The organism is Caballeronia sp. M23-90 (assembly GCF_053574605.1).
Genome location: NZ_JBSIPA010000014.1, coordinates 1 through 16,901, shown reverse-complemented (window position 1 = coordinate 16,901; position 16,901 = coordinate 1). Strand labels below are relative to the sequence as shown.

At 54.1% G+C, this 16,901-nt stretch carries 10 protein-coding genes and 1 pseudogene; 6 read left to right on the top strand and 5 right to left on the bottom strand.

The genetic code is table 11. The features are described 5' to 3' along the window. Positions 1 to 7: 7 nt before the first annotated feature. The gene (locus tag ACRXB1_RS02975; protein WP_449491031.1) at positions 8 to 1,876 is read left to right on the top strand and encodes a polysaccharide biosynthesis protein; all 1,869 of its coding nucleotides are present in this window, start codon (positions 8 to 10) and stop codon (positions 1,874 to 1,876) included. A 259-nt stretch (positions 1,877 to 2,135) separates the two neighbouring features. On the opposite strand, the gene tnpC is transcribed toward ACRXB1_RS02975, so the two are convergent. The 3 genes from tnpC to ACRXB1_RS02960 are packed head-to-tail and all read right to left on the bottom strand — an operon-like array spanning position 2,136 to position 4,454. After that, on the bottom strand, positions 2,136 to 3,668 hold the full coding sequence (tnpC, locus tag ACRXB1_RS02970; RefSeq protein ID WP_449491030.1) for an IS66 family transposase: 1,533 nt from the start codon (positions 3,666 to 3,668) through the stop codon (positions 2,136 to 2,138). A gap of 58 nt (positions 3,669 to 3,726) precedes the next feature. Further along, the gene (tnpB, locus tag ACRXB1_RS02965) at positions 3,727 to 4,062 is read right to left on the bottom strand and encodes an IS66 family insertion sequence element accessory protein TnpB (RefSeq protein ID WP_449491029.1); all 336 of its coding nucleotides are present in this window, start codon (positions 4,060 to 4,062) and stop codon (positions 3,727 to 3,729) included. Continuing rightward, the gene (locus ACRXB1_RS02960; RefSeq protein WP_449491028.1) at positions 4,059 to 4,454 is read right to left on the bottom strand and encodes a transposase; all 396 of its coding nucleotides are present in this window, start codon (positions 4,452 to 4,454) and stop codon (positions 4,059 to 4,061) included. Before ACRXB1_RS02960 ends, tnpB begins: the two co-directional genes overlap by 4 nt. A gap of 1,245 nt (positions 4,455 to 5,699) precedes the next feature. On the opposite strand from ACRXB1_RS02960, the gene ACRXB1_RS02955 reads away from it, so the two are divergent. Beyond that, positions 5,700 to 5,882 (top strand): hypothetical protein, encoded by a 183-nt coding sequence (locus tag ACRXB1_RS02955; RefSeq protein WP_062167559.1) that lies wholly within the window; start codon positions 5,700 to 5,702, stop codon positions 5,880 to 5,882. A gap of 2,038 nt (positions 5,883 to 7,920) precedes the next feature. Continuing rightward, positions 7,921 to 8,361, top strand: coding sequence for a hypothetical protein (locus ACRXB1_RS02950; protein WP_449491027.1), 441 nt, complete (start codon positions 7,921 to 7,923; stop codon positions 8,359 to 8,361). 571 nt (positions 8,362 to 8,932) lie between these two features. On the opposite strand, the gene ACRXB1_RS02945 is transcribed toward ACRXB1_RS02950, so the two are convergent. Then, on the bottom strand, positions 8,933 to 9,388 hold the full coding sequence (locus ACRXB1_RS02945; protein ID WP_449491026.1) for a hypothetical protein: 456 nt from the start codon (positions 9,386 to 9,388) through the stop codon (positions 8,933 to 8,935). Positions 9,389 to 12,449: 3,061 nt separating this feature from the next. On the opposite strand from ACRXB1_RS02945, the gene ACRXB1_RS02940 reads away from it, so the two are divergent. The 3 genes from ACRXB1_RS02940 (at position 12,450) to ACRXB1_RS02930 (ending at position 16,127) form a co-directional block, all read left to right on the top strand. After that, positions 12,450 to 13,550 (top strand): Fis family transcriptional regulator, encoded by a 1,101-nt coding sequence (locus ACRXB1_RS02940; protein WP_449491025.1) that lies wholly within the window; start codon positions 12,450 to 12,452, stop codon positions 13,548 to 13,550. A 517-nt stretch (positions 13,551 to 14,067) separates the two neighbouring features. Then, the gene (locus ACRXB1_RS02935; protein ID WP_449491024.1) at positions 14,068 to 15,318 is read left to right on the top strand and encodes an integrase domain-containing protein; all 1,251 of its coding nucleotides are present in this window, start codon (positions 14,068 to 14,070) and stop codon (positions 15,316 to 15,318) included. 170 nt (positions 15,319 to 15,488) lie between these two features. Further along, positions 15,489 to 16,127, top strand: coding sequence for a hypothetical protein (locus ACRXB1_RS02930; RefSeq protein ID WP_449491023.1), 639 nt, complete (start codon positions 15,489 to 15,491; stop codon positions 16,125 to 16,127). A gap of 362 nt (positions 16,128 to 16,489) precedes the next feature. Here the strand turns inward: ACRXB1_RS02930 and ACRXB1_RS02925 are convergent. Then, a pseudogene (locus tag ACRXB1_RS02925) lies at positions 16,490 to 16,777 on the bottom strand (PRC-barrel domain-containing protein); the annotation flags it as partial. Between the last annotated feature and the right edge of the window lie 124 nt (positions 16,778 to 16,901).

The window sequence follows — 16,901 nt, the reverse complement described above, 5'->3', positions numbered from 1 at the left end:
CATAACGATGCGAATTAAGCCCTCGTGGCTCTCTATGGCGGCATTTGGATTCGACATCGTGGCGGTGGTCGTCACGTGGCTGGTCGCGTACGCTCTTCGTTTCAACGGCTCGGTTCCCGACGATTTCTGGCATGGCGGCATCAATGCGCTCGTGTGGGTGGTCGTAATCTATGCCGTGATGTTTCGCATCTTCGGCTTGTATCGCGGCATGTGGGTGTTTGCCAGTTTGCCGGACCTCATGCGGATCTCGAAGGCTGTTGCGAGCGGGGCGTTGGTCGTGATGATCGGCGCCGCGATGCTGCAGCCGGTGCCTATCATTCCACGCTCGGTTCTCATCGTTTCGCCGTTGCTTCTGTTCATGGCGACGGGCGGCTCGCGCGCGCTGTATCGAGCGGTGAAGGAGTTTTATCTGTATGGCGGCCTGATCGGCAAGGGCAAGCCCGTGATCGTGCTCGGCGCTGGCACTGCCGGTGCGAACCTAGTGCGTGAACTCGCGCGTTCGAGCGAATGGCGGCTGGTCGGTCTTCTCGACGATGACCCCGCCAAACGCGGCCGCGAAATCCTGGGCCACAAAGTGCTGGGGTCGATCAGCGAACTGCCGCTCTGGGCCGAACAGCTGAAGGCCGATACCGCGATCATCGCGATTCCATCGGCGTCGGTCGATGCTCAGCGGCGCGTCGCGACCATGTGCGTTCGCGCCGGCGTCAAGGCGATGGTTCTCCCCGCGCTCACCATCCTCACGCAAGGTCAGGCGTTCCTCTCCCGCGTCCGGCAAATCGATCTCGAAGACTTGCTTGGCCGTGAGCCGGTGAAGATCGACATGCCGCACGTCGAAGCGTTGCTGCATGGCCGTGTTGTGATGGTGACGGGGGCGGGTGGTTCTATCGGTTCGGAACTGTGCCGGCAGATCCTGCGCTTTTCGCCGGCGCAACTCGTGGCCTATGATCTGAGCGAATACGCGATGTATCTGCTCGTTGAAGAATTGCACGAGCGGTTCCCGGATCTATCGGTGATTCCGGTGATCGGTGACGCCAAGGATTCGCTGTTGCTTGACCAGACCATGTCACGCTTCGCGCCGCACATTGTGTTTCACGCGGCTGCGTACAAACACGTGCCGCTGATGGAAGAGCAGAACGCGTGGGCTGCGGTGCGCAACAACGTTCTCGGAACGTTGCGCGTTGCGCGCGCGGCCATTCGTCATCAAGTCCGCCATTTCGTGCTGATCTCTACCGATAAGGCCGTCAACCCTACCAATGTCATGGGCGCGAGTAAGCGGCTCGCGGAGATGGCATGTCAGGCGCTGCAGCAGACCGCTCCGCACACGCAATTCGAGACGGTTAGATTTGGCAACGTTTTGGGCAGCGCGGGCAGCGTAATCCCAAAGTTCCAACAGCAGATTGCAAAGGGCGGCCCAGTCACAGTGACGCACCCGGAGATTACACGCTTTTTTATGACCATCCCTGAGGCTGCGCAACTGGTATTGCAAGCGTCGAGTATGGGACGCGGGGGCGAGATCTTTATTCTGGATATGGGCCAACCAGTGCGGATCGTAGACCTCGCGCGAGACTTGATCCGTTTATACGGTTTCACTGAGGAGCAGATTCGGATTGTTTTCACGGGTTTGCGCCCAGGCGAGAAGCTATACGAAGAATTGCTCGCTGACGACGAGACCACTACCCGTACACCGCATCCAAAATTACGAATTGCGCAAGCGCGCGGGGTAGCGGATCATTTTCTCGATGAACTGCTGCCGTGGCTTATGCAGCATCGCGTGTTGGCGGACGAAGAAGTGCGTCGTGACCTGCGGCGTTGGGTGCCTGAATATCAAACCTCTATGCAGCCGGTCTTGCAATCTATTCAGTCTGCGAATCGGTAATTCGCCTCCGCATGCGACTTTGATAAGGTCCAGACTCGGCAGGCTTAGCCGGTAGGGAGAGTCTGTTCAGATCCCGTCCACCTCTGTCTTACTGTGAGGCGCCCTAGCACGTTACTTAGGACGTTTTCCAACAAAGTCCGCATCGTCGGGGACATGCAACCTTCTTTTCGACGCAGCCCCCGTTCATCGGTTCGCTCGCGGTAGTAAAGTCCTTCATCAAAAAGTCGTAAGCGCCCGGCAAAGTCAGGGGTGAGCTCAATCAGGGGACAGGTGGTACCCAGTTATGCGGAAGCAATTCGGCGATCTTATCGGCCCGCTGTGTCGGCAGTCGCGTGAGGACGTCTTTTAAGTATGCGTACGGGTCGTGCCCGTTGAGCTGTGCGGAACGCACCAGACTCATGATGGCAGCGGCTCGTTGACCAGCGCGTAGGGAGCCTGCAATTAACCAGTTCGACCTTCCGATCGCCCAGGGTCTGATCAGGTTCTCGATTCGGTTGTTGTCTATGGGTACATGAGGATCGTCGAGATAGCGCGTGAGCGCCTGCCAACGCTTGAGGTTGTAGTCCAGTGCTTTGGCGATCGGCGAGCCCTCGGAGACAAGCTTGCGCTGAGCGAGCATCCAGACGTGCAACGCCTGCGCGACTGGCCGGCCTCGCTCCTCACGAATTGCTCGTCGTTGCTCAGGATCCAAGTCGGCTGCTTCGCGCTCGACGTCGTAGAGCGCCACGAAGAATTTCAATGCCTGCTCGGCGATCTGGCTCTTCTTGCTCGCATGCAGATCGAAGAATTTTCTCCGCGCGTGCGCCATGCAGCCAATTTCGGTAATGCCCAGTTTGAATCCTGCTTTATAGCCGCTGTAATCGTCGACGACCAGCTTGCCACGCCAGTTGCCCAAGAAGGCGCGGGCATGTTCGCCAGATCTGCCGTCGGCGAACTCGTACACGACAGCGCGCACCTCTGCAAACTGAGTCGACGTGTAGGCCCATAAATAGGCGCTATGCGTCTTCCCTTTGCCGGGGCTCAACATCCGCACCGGCGTTTCGTCTGCATGTAAGACGCTATGGCGCAGCAGTTCCTCCCGAAGTGCGTCGACCAAGGGCTGCAAACGTACACCGCATACGCCCACCCAGCCGCCGAGCGTCGATTGTGGAATTGCTAGGCCAGCCCGGGCGAAGATGCGTTCCTGCCGGTACAGAGGAAGGTGGTCGCCGTATTTGGCAACCAACACCTGCGCGAGCAAGCCATTCGTCGGAATCCCTTTGTCGATCACATGCGGTGGCACCGGCGCCTGGATCAACGTCTCGCACGCTTTACATGCCCACTTCCCACGGATGTGGCGCTCAACCGAGAACACGCCCGGAGTGTAGTCAAGCTTCTCGCTGATATCCTCGCCGATGCGTACGCGCTGGCAGCCACAGGAGCAGCTTAACTCAGTCGGTTCGTGATGGATGTCGGTGCGGGGCAACTGGGGCGGCAACGGCAAGCGTTTGGCCCGCTTGCGAGGTTTCTCCTGCGGCGCGTCCGAGCGCAGTTCATCCAGCTCGGCCTCAAGCGCTGCCAAATCCTCATCAATGGCCTCGTCCAGCAAGCTTAACTGCTCGGCAGTGAACTGTTCGCTACGTCTGCCGAATTGCAGGCGTTTGATGACCGAGAGCTCGTGGGTGAGCTGGTCAATGCGCGTTTGGCGGTAGTGCGATTCACGCGTCTTCTCGTCGACCTGGGTCATCAACTGCCGCGCGAGTGCGCGCAGTTGATCGGAGTTCAGGGCATCGAGATCGGTGGGTGAATTCATACCCCCAAGTTTGCCAGCACCTGCACGCCGGGGGAATCGAAACTGTTTACGTCATTTGCTATACCACCGCGATTACGTGGTCGTGCGCCAACGTCTGCCAGGGCAGACCGATCACGAGTGCGCGCAATTGCTCGGGATTCAATGTCTCAGCGATCTCACTATGGCCATTGGCCCAAACGAAATGACCCTTGTTCAAGCGTCGTGCAGCAAGCCAGACGCCAAAACCGTCGTACACGAAGACCTTCATGCGTGTCGAGCGCTGATTGGCAAACAGATATGCATGATGTGGCCGTGCGGACCCAAATACCTTCACCACGCGAGCAAGGATGGTATCAGCGCCGGCACGCATATCGAGGGGTTCGGTCGCAAGCCAAATGGCGTCGATGCGGATCATCGCAGCACCTCCCGAACCCAAGCTGCGCTGTCACTCAAGCAAAGCTGCGGCCACAGCACTGACACGGTTGTGCCATTGCGCTGAATGTCGATACGCACATTCGCTTGCGCCGCGTCGGGCGCTTGTGGTGTCGGCACGGTCATTGGCAACGCGACGAAGGCAGGCTTTACGTCGACAACAACCGATTTGGGTGCAGGCGGCGCAGCGTCGCTGGAATCGGCGGCATCTTTAATCCAACGCCGCAGCACATTGGGGTTCAGACCATGCGAAATTGCCACGGCTGAACATGAGACGCCTACCTGGCGACATTGTTCGATAAGCTCTGACTTAAACGAGGTGCTGTAGGTGCGCCGTGTGCGCCCGGTTGGCATGTCTTGGGAAATAGTGTGCACGTGTCCGCTTCCTGATCGTGGAAACGTATGCTCTTACGCCAAAGAGTAGAAAACCAGATGAGATTGCCGGGTGCTTACAAAAAGTCATCGGAGTTCGACTGTGGACCTGAGGATATAGTAGACATTATGTAGTCCAGATTGATAGGTCACTACTCAACGCTAAAGCGCCGGAGATTTATTTTCGTGGAGGATTTAAAGGAAGCTACCGTAAAAGGCACTCGACAGCATCTTAGCTCCGGGATCTGGCAAGGATCTCCGCAAAGTGTCAGGGCTACGACCTAGTTTCTCGAGACGTTGGTATGCGCAGCCTCTAAATACTTGACTTCATACTGGACGCGACATCATTAGTCGGCTCTCCATATGGTGAGCGAAAACAACCGGATGGAAAACCTATGTCGCCCTTCGAGTACGTACGTGCCGCATATCGCCTTCGCCGTAAGCTCGCGCTTGAACTACTTGTGTTATTGGCGCTCGCTGTAATTGTCACTTATCACATAATGACCGGTTCAGTCTTGGACTGCGTCTTGCGTTGAGTCCAGAGGCCACCCCAGCCGGCGGAGACGGGTGACCTTCGATCATCAACACTGCCCTGCAGTGGCCACGAAACGAACATCTACGCATTCAAATTCTCGAAGATGTGCACGAATAGTTTCGAGGTAGCCTGTCGTCCACTCAGGATGTTCCCGTCAGAGCATCACGGCTATATGTATCAATATGTCTCCTTTCTAATGCTACTAACGCAGCGCTCGGTGCGAGGGCCCGCTAGTGATAGAACTCCGTGCCCACTTCATCTTTTTGCGTCGCGCGGGATGTTGCTGAGATAATAGACGTCAAGTGGTGTATTGCATCTTCGCTAACCTGAACGAAATTCACACAAACTCTGGTTTTATCAGAAATTTCGTTATGCAAAACAAAGGAGGGCGGTGTCGTTGAATCTAAAAGGCGGTGCCCTTCTTCGTGCTGGATTGCCGTCTCCCGTTCCACCAAAATTGCCCACGGTTAGGATGATTCTTATCTCTCAGAGCTGTCTGAGCTGCGAGGTAAATTCGTCGTTATCTGAATACCTTAGTTATCCTCTTTGTTTGATGCTCTGATGTACCAATACGTATGAATTTTTCGCGATCTGCGATCACGCGTCGACTAATCGGGATGTAAAGCGGTGGCTTTATACCGCACTTGTGCCAGCCTTGACTTTCGCCGTGGTCTGCGACGATGAAGATATCGGGTCTGCTATAGGAGCACCCGATGTCAACCATCGATTGGAGCAATACTATGACGTTACTAACAAGCCTTCGCGAGCTTGACTGGACTCGCGGCATTCAATTCTGGATTCTTATTGCAGCGAGTTTCTCAGCATCCGAATCTATCGTTTTGTTCTGGCGTGCGGCGGTCGTGGGCCGTAAGGGCGGGGACGACAATGTACAGTAAATTTAAAGGGCTGAATTGGATGTTTCGTCGAGCGATTTTCGCGGTGGTGTGCTATTTGATTTTCGCCGTTGACGTGGGTTTCTTCCCCAAGAGCGATTTTACTGTTTGGCTCATGTTGATTTCGTTGAGCGGCGTGTATCTTGCAATTGGCCTAGGGCGACCAACGCTCCTCTTCCTTCGCTTGTTGCTAAAACTCATGATCTTTTTACGTTATTGGTGAGCCGTCTACCTAGCAGAAAACGGCTAGGTTCACCTTACGCGCCTTACTTTTCTCGATGCCGCAGCGTTGGCGGAATCTTGGCATGAGGCCCTGGTTGTACGAATATGAATGACGCAGCCACTTGCGGTGATTAACGGACGAAATTGCACAAGTGGCCGCTTTTATTCTCACGGTCCCGGGCATGGGGGACGCGCGTGACGGGTATCGACGATGATAAACTTGTCGCGACGGGGACTTATGACGCTTTCACCTGCTTCAGGTCGACCGCAGCAGGTCGCGCCGGACATGGGCAAGACGCTGCTGCTCTACCTTTCTCTGATGTCACTGTCCACAAAGTTGTGCCCCCGTATGCTTGTCACCCCGGATAAGGTGAGGCTTTTAAAATTTGGCCTCCGCGGTGTGCGCGGTGTTCCACTAATATTTATTCTCCAAAACCAAAAAGTCCGATTAAAAATCAAATAGATCCTGGCGAAAAGTGTTTGAAAGAATTGAGTTAATCACTATAACGCCCACTTGTCGGTGGACACGCGGCCAGCTTTTGCAATAAATTGATGGTACAACGTGACTTTGCAGTCGAGGCAGTTATCCCGCTAAGCGACAAGCGAGTGTGCAGCAAGGCGACAGTGATACCCACCAATTTATCTGGAACACTGATCCAAGATATGGGCCGCACGAATGCAAAGTCGAAAAAAGTGCACAAAGTTGATGCAAGACTACGTCAGGTCGTTTCCTGTGCCTTGTCGCATGTCCTTTGGCGTTCAGTTCATGAGGTCAAAAAGGAACTCAAGTTTTTAGCCATCTTGCCGATAATCGGATGTGCCGCCTGAGTCTCGACGTCTTGGAGATCGCACCGCAGTTCGCTGCCTGCTGTCTCCGAGTTGCTCGAAGTAAAGAAACCCGCCTCTGGTTGGGCGGCGGCCATCGCGAATCCCGTTGAATGTGCATGCCGTTCAGAGGAACAGAATTAGCCAAAAAATGTAAATTTTGATTAAAAATCATGATGATAAAAATTGTGATCGCGAAAAAACAGGTTATACGGCGTATAGGGGCCTTCTTCGGTTAGAACGCCCCGATGGCGTGTGTTAGTTAGCGTTTTGGATCTGTTTTCTCCGAGTGAATTAACTGATTACTAACTCGTAAGTTTCTCGCGTTGGTAAAACGAGAACTGTATCTCCTTCGCCCTCGTTGAAACCTCTTCCTCTATGCAGCAGCGACCACGATCGCGGAGACCAAAAATTCTGTTCTGCGGCAGTGCTGGACTGTTTTTGGACCGTTTGTAACCCCCCTGGCTTTCTCTCTCGAATTCTTTTGTTTTCAGAGGGTTACATTAATTGAGGTAGTTCCGGGGGGTTATACGCCGTATAAGGGGGGGCGAAATCTGCAGGAAATAGGCAATAGCACTTGATAGGGGCGCGCGAAATGTTGTGGCGCTACGGAGCCAACCAATTAAGCAAAGGACTGGTCATGGCGTGGTAGCTGATGATCAGACCAAGTAAAGCTGCGGCTGTCAGTTCGACTTTCAACTCAGCGCGGTATTGCTATGCTGCGCGAATGTACTCGATCGGGATCATTGGCATTCTCCGGTAAGTCGCCCAGCCAAAGTGCAAGGCGTTGACTTATCATGACGCGTGGCTGGGGATGACCAGGAAACTCCGGACGGCTTATGTCGCACACAAACGAGAAGGGTTACCCACGATCATTGCTAGGGCACGTTCTTAAGCCACTATCTCAAACGATCGACGTCCTGCTGTCGCGATAGCCGCGCTGCAAGCGTGTCCGCCAAAGACCCGGATTGGCACCGGAATGATTCCAACCAACATGAGCAACACCATTAATAGACAAATTTCCTTGCAGCCCAATATCGAAATCCGGAAACGACTCCCGCTCGATATCGCAAAGGCTTTAAAAGCCGGACAGGCACGCGGAGAGTGGCGCACCATAACCGATGGTGCTAAAGGGCTTAAGGTGCCGAGGACTACCGTCAGCCGAGCGATGTCGATAGATAAGCTGCCTGACGAGGTTAGACGATTGTTTATGGGCGATACGTTGACCCCTGCGGTCGGGGCAAGACTCATTGCGATTCAGAACGAAATCGGGATGTTGCAACTCAAATTTAATGCGCGTAACCCAAAGCGTTGCAGTGCAATAAGACCTGCAAAGACCGTATTACATGAGCTAAATCTTTCTCGCAGTACATGGCGCGAGAAGGTCAAAATACATGTGCGACCAGGTTATCAAAATAAGTTTTTTGAAGATTGAATGCAGTCATATGATCGTCGCGTTGCTCTACCGGAAAGAGATTGAAGCAGCCATCAGGCAAATCATAAAGAGGAGGCACGACAAAAGAGATGTCACTGAATTGTTTTCGAAAGCGGAGCTCGCGCAATACATATCAAATTTTTCGAAGGCCCAGATCGATGAGTTGAACTCCTCCCGCTCTCAGGGCGGAGGCTGAAACTTCACCTGGTGAACCGTTGTACACGCGCCGAAAGCGCGCGTTTGTACACCTTGGTACACGATCCCCGTCCACTAGTAATCGTTCTCTAGTCTAGTCTGCTAAGGCGAAATTGGGCGACATGCTGCCATGGCGGGTTGCAACGCTTGAAGCGGCTTTGCTGGTATGCATCCGGGTCACCCTTCGTTAAAAAAACCGCGCCCTGATGGGCGCGGTGCGTTGTAGCGTCAACATTGCGAAAGCAAAGTCGGGTGCGACTTATCAGGACGCGGTTGACTTCGATGGCTCTAATCGAACCTACTGGTCATTGTCAAATCTTTATCAGCGTTAGACGTTAGAAGGGTGCGATAGCGTTCATCGCAAGTGGAATGCTCGTTAATCCATTTTGCAGTACAAACCTACGATGCCAAGGAGGGCAGCGCAGACCAAAAAACTTGCCACGTCTGCAGCGGCGGTAAGGTTCCAAGTCGTGACGGAGGACGCGCTCCAGCATGCCCCCGCGAACGATGCGATGCTAAGGAGATGAGCGAAGTGGCCGTTCGCGTGCCGCTGTCTTCTATTAGGCTGGAAGATTGATCGAAGTGCACCGACGCGCATTCGGTCGCTCTCGGAACCGAGGGTGAGTTCCCCATCGCTGCCATGTACCACTGGGAGATTGCGCCCGTTCAAATTGATCGAGATCATGGGTGCATCCTCGGTTTTCGCCATTTCTAATAGCATCACTGTTAGGCGGGGGCTGAAATGAACTTCGCGAGTTTCTAAATCCAGCGAAACGCGGTCATCGATAATAATGCCGCAAGAGTAGCGGATCCTTATTGGAACGAACTTCATGGTAATAAACCTCATCGGAAATGCGGGCGTTCTCCCCCAACGGGAGTTCTCCCGCAGGGGTTGGCGCTAGCAGATTCGATAGCGCAAAAAAAACTTTTGATAGATGGCTAGTCCACCAGCAGTGAAGAATCGGAGTGATAAACACGCGGCCGTTGAGACGGCGGAGCTGCGCCGCTGGCCACTCTCGGCTTGCTTAAGGCGATACCATCGAAAAACACGAGCGACGAGATCCATAGACTCGCCGGAATTCGATGCGCGGTTGCGCGGGGATCAATTAAGTCTAGGGCTTTAAAGACATGTTTTGATCTTTAAAGCTCACAAAAAACCGGTGCCTTTCGTAAGGAAGCAACGATTCCTTCACTTCCGTGCAACCGAGGGCCAAGTGCCGCTGGCTTAGTTTGCGCCAGCTATGTTGACACGGGACTTGCCAGCTTACCGACGACGTAGGTTCATCTCGATGCCCGATTGACTTCGTAGCTGCGGGATCCCGCGTCGCTCAGCGTGGGGTCTTACTTGATATTCGAAAACTGGACACGCCGTCACAAGAACTTGCCGACGCATTGGTTACAGGATAGGTAAATTTACAGACCGGCCTGCTCTAAGGCGGCAAGCAATCACATGCTTAGGTTACTGAAGCCGCCTTGACATTGCCACCAAAACGGGAAGATGGGTTGTCACTTACGACTCCATCTATTAATGCTGACCAAAAACCCTGGACGTCCCGCTTTCATCATCCCTTCACTTGGCTATATCGTCGTTGCTGGGTGTCGATCTCGCCAAACGCTTACTGTGATTGGGTCAATTCTTTATTCATATAGAAATTTTTTTAAAAATATATATAGGATTACAGAACAATTGGGGTTGGCCGACCGTTTTGACGAATTCCATCGCGACAATTGCGTCGTGCGCGCGCAGCGCACGGCGATCTTCGTCGCACCGCAGCGATCAGGAGCAATTTAATGAGGGGCCTTAATAAGCGACATTTGGTCCCGAATCAACCGAAACGCCGGACCTCAATTCTCGCGGATGCAGAAATCAGGCATCTAGATGCTGTCATTCGATATGCCGTTATCCAAGCCGAAGGCGACCGTCCTATTACCCTCAACCTTGACTACTGGCGCGGACGGATTCGAAACGTGGCGGACACGCACGAGCTTGTTCCGGATCAACTGATGCGGCTCAAAGGATTTCTCGCGCTTCTGGATACTCCGTAAAAGCGACGCGATCCTCTTCGCAACGATTGGTGAAGGCAAACCCGGCCTTGTTCAAATTGGTTCAAATTTAAAACCGGTCGCACCCAGATTCGGCGCTATGAGTTCCGTCTATTTATTCAAGCTGTCTTTGTAAGTTATTCCAACGGGAACGGCCGCGGAGGAGGGGGTGTTGAAAAGAACTAAGCGTTTTGGGAGAAATTTTCCTGTTTTGTACCAAAAGTTTACCGTAATTTTCCTAGCTGTTATCCGCTCTCGGATCAACGGATTATCTTTTTAAATCAAAGATTTGGAAATACTACGTCTCCAAGACACCCTGATCGCCGATCAGGGTGTCGGTCAGTGTTGTCCTTTGCTTGACCTTTCCAAAGTCGTTGGAGACGCGGTCCTGTCGGACGCAAAAGCGCGAGTGTGTCCATCAAAAGTGATGTAAGCACAGGCGTTTACGCAGCGAGGCTCGCCGCGACTGCGCCCTTCGGCGTCACCGATTGAGGGGTGTCCAGCTAAGGGCTGCCCAGCGCGGATCCCGCATTTGAAAGCAGTTACTCCGTCAAATCCGTTTCGATCTTATGGCGAGAGACGGAGGAATTTTCCAACTTTATATTTTTGTTATCCGGGGTAAAAATGAAAAGTCTCTTTTTAAATCATATAGATATAAAAACCCGAGGCCTTGGAGACTGTAAGCGGCGCTTACAGTCTCGAACATGTGATTTTGGCCCAGACTCTCGGGTCTAAATTTAAAAGGAAGGGGGGCGCTTTGCGCGCGCTAAGCCGAAGGCATGCTTTGCCTCGCGCACCTCGAGAACGCGTGCACCAATCAACCGCACCGCCCGTGTGTACTGCCATTTTCGCCGCTTGCCGCGAAAGACATAGCAAATTCGTGAGCTTTGCAAGCTTATGCGCCATGCGCGCGGCGGTACGATTCATTCATACACCGCGCCATCGACGCATCGACTTGAGCCTAAGGGCCCCAATTCCATTACAACGCTTTCCAATGAACGCCATCTTCATGAAAGACGTCCTAGACGTCCGCCACCTGCATCACGTGCCGCCGTCCCAACACCCGGGCGTCGCAGGCATCTCAAACGCCCATGATCCGCGTGCGCTAAGCGCGGAGGATGCGACTAAGGACGAGCGTGTGAACGGACTCACAGCGCTCGAGAACATTCAACTCGCGCCTTCAGCATTATCGCTGGGCATGGTGTGGGTTGCCCGATACACCGCGGCAACGATACACCGGCTTGCCAGGGGCGGGAAACTTCATGTACGAAGCATGTACGAGTTTCCGAGAACTAATCGATCGGCACGCGCAGCCGAACCAAAATGCGCAAAAAGAATTGCTTAGTTGCCGCCCTAACGTGCGTCGGCTGAGTAGTCCAAGTCAGCATTGCTGACTTGGGACCATCGGAGCGCAGCCGCTTCCCTGCGTCGGGTGGATCAAACAATCATCGCTAAAGTCCCGGAATGCAAGAGCGTAGTTTCCTAAAACCCACCCGTCGTATCGATCGGCACGACGGTTTACCCATCACGAGTTATGACAACGAACGTCCAGTTTGACGCGTTGTGCGAATTTTCGCAAAGGCGCGGCGAGCGCAAAGCAGATGGGCCAGCTGTCGGGCCGGCTCTACGTCCAGTACTTGGCACCTGCGTTGAGATTGTCCGATCACGGAAAACGTGATGTCCGCCAAAGTAGTGCTGTGCGCCGCAAATAGATATGAGAGCCGCTTCCAACCGGTTCACACGAAGCGTACAAGACCCACATCGGTGACTGAAGAAGCTTGTCCTATCTTGCGTGCGTGGGATGCTTCGCATCGCTCCTGTTTGCGCAAACCTTTCCAGAGAAATGACCAATGGTTGATTTAGTTGATGTATTTAAGATAGTTCAATCATACAAGCTGCGGGCAGACTTTAAAGGTGCGCTTGCGCGCCTGCTCGAAGACAACGTGGGGCATGTGCACAGTCGGTCCGGAAAAAACGTAACGCCTTTATCAGTCCGTACTCAGGAACTCCGTGCCCGAGCGCTTTGCAAGGCGTTCGAGGACTTCCATCAAGGCGGTCACGCAATCCAATCTCCGTATCGTTTAGAAGCAAAGCACGTGCAGTTGCTCGTAGAGATTTGGCTTGCGCAAGGCCAAACCTCCAGCACGATTGACAACAAGCTCACACATCTGCGCGCGCTCGCTCAGTGGATAGCTAGGCCGGGTTTGGTCACAACGCTCGCTGATTACGTCGATCTCGAGAAGCATGGGTGGAGTAGCCCCGATGCGTCAGGGAGAAAAATGTCTTTTTCCGGCGATGGAATCGATGCCGTTGCCGTCATCGAGGACATTGCACGTACTGACGCTCACATCGCAGCTCAGCTCAAGCTGCAGGCAGTGTTTGACCTGGGAGTGAAGGAGAGTTTCGTCTTCAGGCCAAAGGATGCAGCTCGGTGCAGGGATTTTTTGGCGATTGTGCGTGGACCGAAAGGTAGTTGTTTGCGTATGGTTCCATCCGAGGTCAAACTCGCCGTGCTTTCGGAGGCTGCGGGTTTAGCCGATCAATATACGGGGACGACGATGCGTGACAGATTGACGAAGCAGCAGTGGTGTCGCGTGTACTACGGGGTATTAAAGAAGCACGGAATCACTGAAAAAGGGCTCGGCGTAACAGGCCAAGGGCTAAAGCGTCGGTTTCTCGAACAAGTTTGCGGCCGCTTGCCGAATCATTCACCGCCACTAACGGTCGCTGATGACAACACATACCGAGACACCCATCACACGGTGGAAAAACACCCCGCAACCGTTGAAGCTCTGGATCGTGCGACAAAAGAGAGTTCGTATTTCGCCATGCAATCCGGTCCGATGGAAACTCGCTTACCGATGGTGACACATCTTGAAATGGGCAAAGCGCTTGTATGGAATTTTGAAGACGAAAGTCACCAAGCCGGCGCCCCGAGGATCTCGCGGTAATCAAGGTAGCAACGCTTGGAGCAATTAGAACGAGCGGTCAAGTGTAGGAAGAAATTGCACCTAAATAGGTAAGGAGATTAGTTATGCGAAAGAAAAAATTATTGGCTTGATAATGGCTTAGAGAAATTGAACAAGGCTGTTGTTCGATGGATAGCAACTTGCAGACGGCACGTTTAAGTGCGGACCATCCAAGGCGTACGAGTGCGGTTAGTGTCGCGTCAGTGCGTCGACGGCGCACGCTTGTCGCTCGGTGTCGAAAACTGAGTGCCTTGGCCGCCCATCTGTGGCGCGCTTTTCATCTATTGACAGAAAACGAAGCTCCACTGAGTGCACTTTCTTGTGCGGACACGTTGGCATGGACGCGGGTCTTTTAGTGAGCCCGCACCCACGCCACATTGAATGCAAGCTGAACGACATGCCAATTTCGATGGTGAATCAGCTCAGTCAAAGCGAGTAAATCTTATTCCGATGTGTGCCGCCTTGAACGCGGCTCCAGCTTATTCAGAGGACATATCAAATGAAAGTCGTTATCAATTTTCGCACCTTACTCGAACGATCAGGTCTTCCTAAGCGTTTAACCGGAGAGCTGGACAAACTCTTCCAACAATTCCTGTCTCATGCGCATAGTAAAACGCGGGTGACGGCCAATGCCATTTCAATTAAAACACAGGAGCGGCGCCTCTTGTCTTTGATTGCCGGTTTCAAAGAGCTAAGGCGCGATGGCTTTGCCATTGAGACACCGTGGAATATTTCGAGCAAGCATATTCGGCATCTGGTTAATGTGTGGGTGATTAAAAATAAACAGAGCCCAGGGACGGTCGAAAACAAACTCACGTATTGGCGCACGCTCGCAGCATGGATGGGCAAACACCAGCTAGTGGGTACGGTCGATGACTACATCACGCGCCCCGACGGGTACCGCCGGTATTACGTGGCGCAACGAGACAAATCGTGGGAGGCCGCGGACGTGAATGTTGATGAAGTCATCGCGCGCTTATCGCACAGCGACCGGTGGGTTGCGATTCAGGTCGAGTTACAGTCCGCGTTTGGCTTGCGCGCGCAAGAGAGCATGCTGCTGCGCCCACTTCAGTGTCTGCGCGTATCCGGCCATCTTCACGTGACCGATGGGACCAAAGGCGGGCGCCCGCGTGTGGTGCCCATCGATGCCGATTGGCAGTATGACCTGCTTATTCGGGCCGCGCAGATGGCAAACCCCCGTACGGGCTCAATGATTCCCGAGTCTTATTCGCTCAAAAAATGGTATCGCCATTTTTATAAAGTGTTGGCTAATGAGGGCGTCTCGCAAAAGGGTTTGGGGGTGACAGTGCATGGCTTGCGCCACGCCTACTTGCAGCGCATGTACGAGCAAGTGACCGGCGTGCCTGCACCGATCAAGCGTCCTGATCAAAAGCCCGATCCGCAATTGCACCAGCTTGCGATGGAAAAGATTGTCGCGGCCGCTGGGCATGGACTAGCGACCAAGGCGGGCGCCTACATTTCTTCGTTTGCAGCGATTCGCAAGATTGATGCGCCGGTGGTGAGCTGCGAGCAAGCGCTCGTGGCACTCGCGGCAGCAAACGGCAATAAGTCGCACGCGGCGAAGTCACTGGGCATCTCGCGCCAGGCGCTGTATCGCGTGCTTTCCAAGGTAAGCGATCCAAGCGCTCGCGTGAGCGGCGGCGCTGCAGCGCGGGACGGCGATGAGGGGAACGACCATAGCGACCATAGCGACGAGAGCGACGAGAGCGACGAGAGCGTGACTGTCTAAAATTTCAGCGCTCCCACGACTCGTCATTCATTGTGCAAGAGGCGCGGCCGGACGCGCGGCTTGATGATCGGCCGGCTGCGCATCATTTGCGATCGGTGCGCCTCGCAGGCTGCTTGACTTTCTTCTTCTTTGCTTAGGCTGGTAAGGTCTACTTTGAAGAGGGGATTGTTTTGACCACATCGGTATTGAGCGATTGCGGTGCCCGGCGTTTGGCCGAAAGCGCATCTGAGACAAGTAGTAAAAATCTGCGCTCGCCTGTTCTTGGCATGGATGAAATGGTCAAGGGTGTCTCGGCCTTGTTCGAGCAGGTGCTGCGTCGCTTAGGGGTAGGCGACTATGCGATACGTTGCGGGCTGCGCTTTGTCCATGCGCCTCACACACAGTGCGCGATTACGGATCTGGATGTGGTGGTCGTAACGCCGTTCGGCGCGTTTGTTGTGTGTGTAATGCCGTTTCAGGGAAGCGTCGAACCAGGGCTCGACGCCGAGACATTGATCGCAGCGCACGCTGAGGATGGGGCTGTGCTTCACACCGCGCCGGTGCGACGGCTTGCAGCGGTCTTGCGCGCGTTACGTTCACTCCTGAGCGTGTATGGGTGTCCGGTTGAGGGGCTGGCAATCGCTGCGGCGACGCCTTGCCAAATCCATCCGTTGCTGCCCGAGTCAATCCTTGCGCCAGACGAGCTCTACCACTACCTTCGGCTTCGCTTGCTTCGCTTTTTCGAGATCCGAAAGCCCCATGTGGTTGTGTCGCAGGCTATCGATGTAATCGACAGGAGGTCCAAAAAGCCGAAATGCGAGCCTAGATAGCGCAAGCCACGAGTGGGTGATGGCACAAGCCGATGCCGCACGTGGCGCGTGTGCCGTCGCAAACACAGTCGGCACAACCCATTCATCGCGTGGTAAGCGGGAGCGCGCCCAGGTTTATGCGCCTACACAACTCGAGTTGTTCAAGACGTTTGCGCTTGCGATAAGCAAAAAGGGGCGAGCCTGAAGTGGTGACAATCGCGCTCTTACGGCGACGAGGGCGTCTTGTTCTCCGGCTCGCTCAGGACATCGAACGCTTGCCCCAGTGCAAAAAAAGCCGCGACCCTTTGCAGGTCGCGACTTCCTATTCACGCTTGGTCAGCGACCGCCGCTTTGTGGCAAGGCCCCGCGTACGCGCTCAGGTGTTATTTAGCCTGAAGCTTTCTTGGCTTGGCTGGCGTCTGCACTTTGTTGTACTGGAACTCGGGCGTGTCCTTGAGTGCTTGTTTCGTTGCGCCGGCCAAATAGAAATTGCCGTTACGAATATCGAGAGACCCGATCGGTACCGCGACATCATGGGTCGCGACACCGAGGAATCCGCCCGTGGCAATAATGGCTGCTGAAACCGTTGTGTCCGGCGAAATCACCAAATCCATGATCGAACCAATTTTCTCGTTGGCGTCGTTGTAGACCGCTTTGCCGAGAATGCCTTCCTAAGAAACTCACCTTCACGCTGGCGAGTCCTGAGGCTGTAGTGAATATCCAAATTGCGCCGCGCGGCGATGAAGCTGTTTGATGACACGGTCCCTGTACTGCTGTTCGTAATGATGCGCACCC

Excerpts from the sequence above, each read along its gene's own strand:
- ACRXB1_RS02975 (WP_449491031.1), top strand. The coding sequence starts at position 8 with ATGCGAATTAAGCCCTCGTGGCTCTCTATGGCGGCATTTGGATTCGAC.
- tnpC (WP_449491030.1), bottom strand. The coding sequence starts at position 3,668 with ATGAATTCACCCACCGATCTCGATGCCCTGAACTCCGATCAACTGCGC.
- tnpB (WP_449491029.1), bottom strand. The coding sequence starts at position 4,062 with ATGATCCGCATCGACGCCATTTGGCTTGCGACCGAACCCCTCGATATG.
- ACRXB1_RS02955 (WP_062167559.1), top strand. The coding sequence starts at position 5,700 with ATGTCAACCATCGATTGGAGCAATACTATGACGTTACTAACAAGCCTT.
- ACRXB1_RS02950 (WP_449491027.1), top strand. The coding sequence starts at position 7,921 with ATGAGCAACACCATTAATAGACAAATTTCCTTGCAGCCCAATATCGAA.
- ACRXB1_RS02945 (WP_449491026.1), bottom strand. The coding sequence starts at position 9,388 with ATGAAGTTCGTTCCAATAAGGATCCGCTACTCTTGCGGCATTATTATC.
- ACRXB1_RS02940 (WP_449491025.1), top strand. The coding sequence starts at position 12,450 with ATGGTTGATTTAGTTGATGTATTTAAGATAGTTCAATCATACAAGCTG.
- ACRXB1_RS02935 (WP_449491024.1), top strand. The coding sequence starts at position 14,068 with ATGAAAGTCGTTATCAATTTTCGCACCTTACTCGAACGATCAGGTCTT.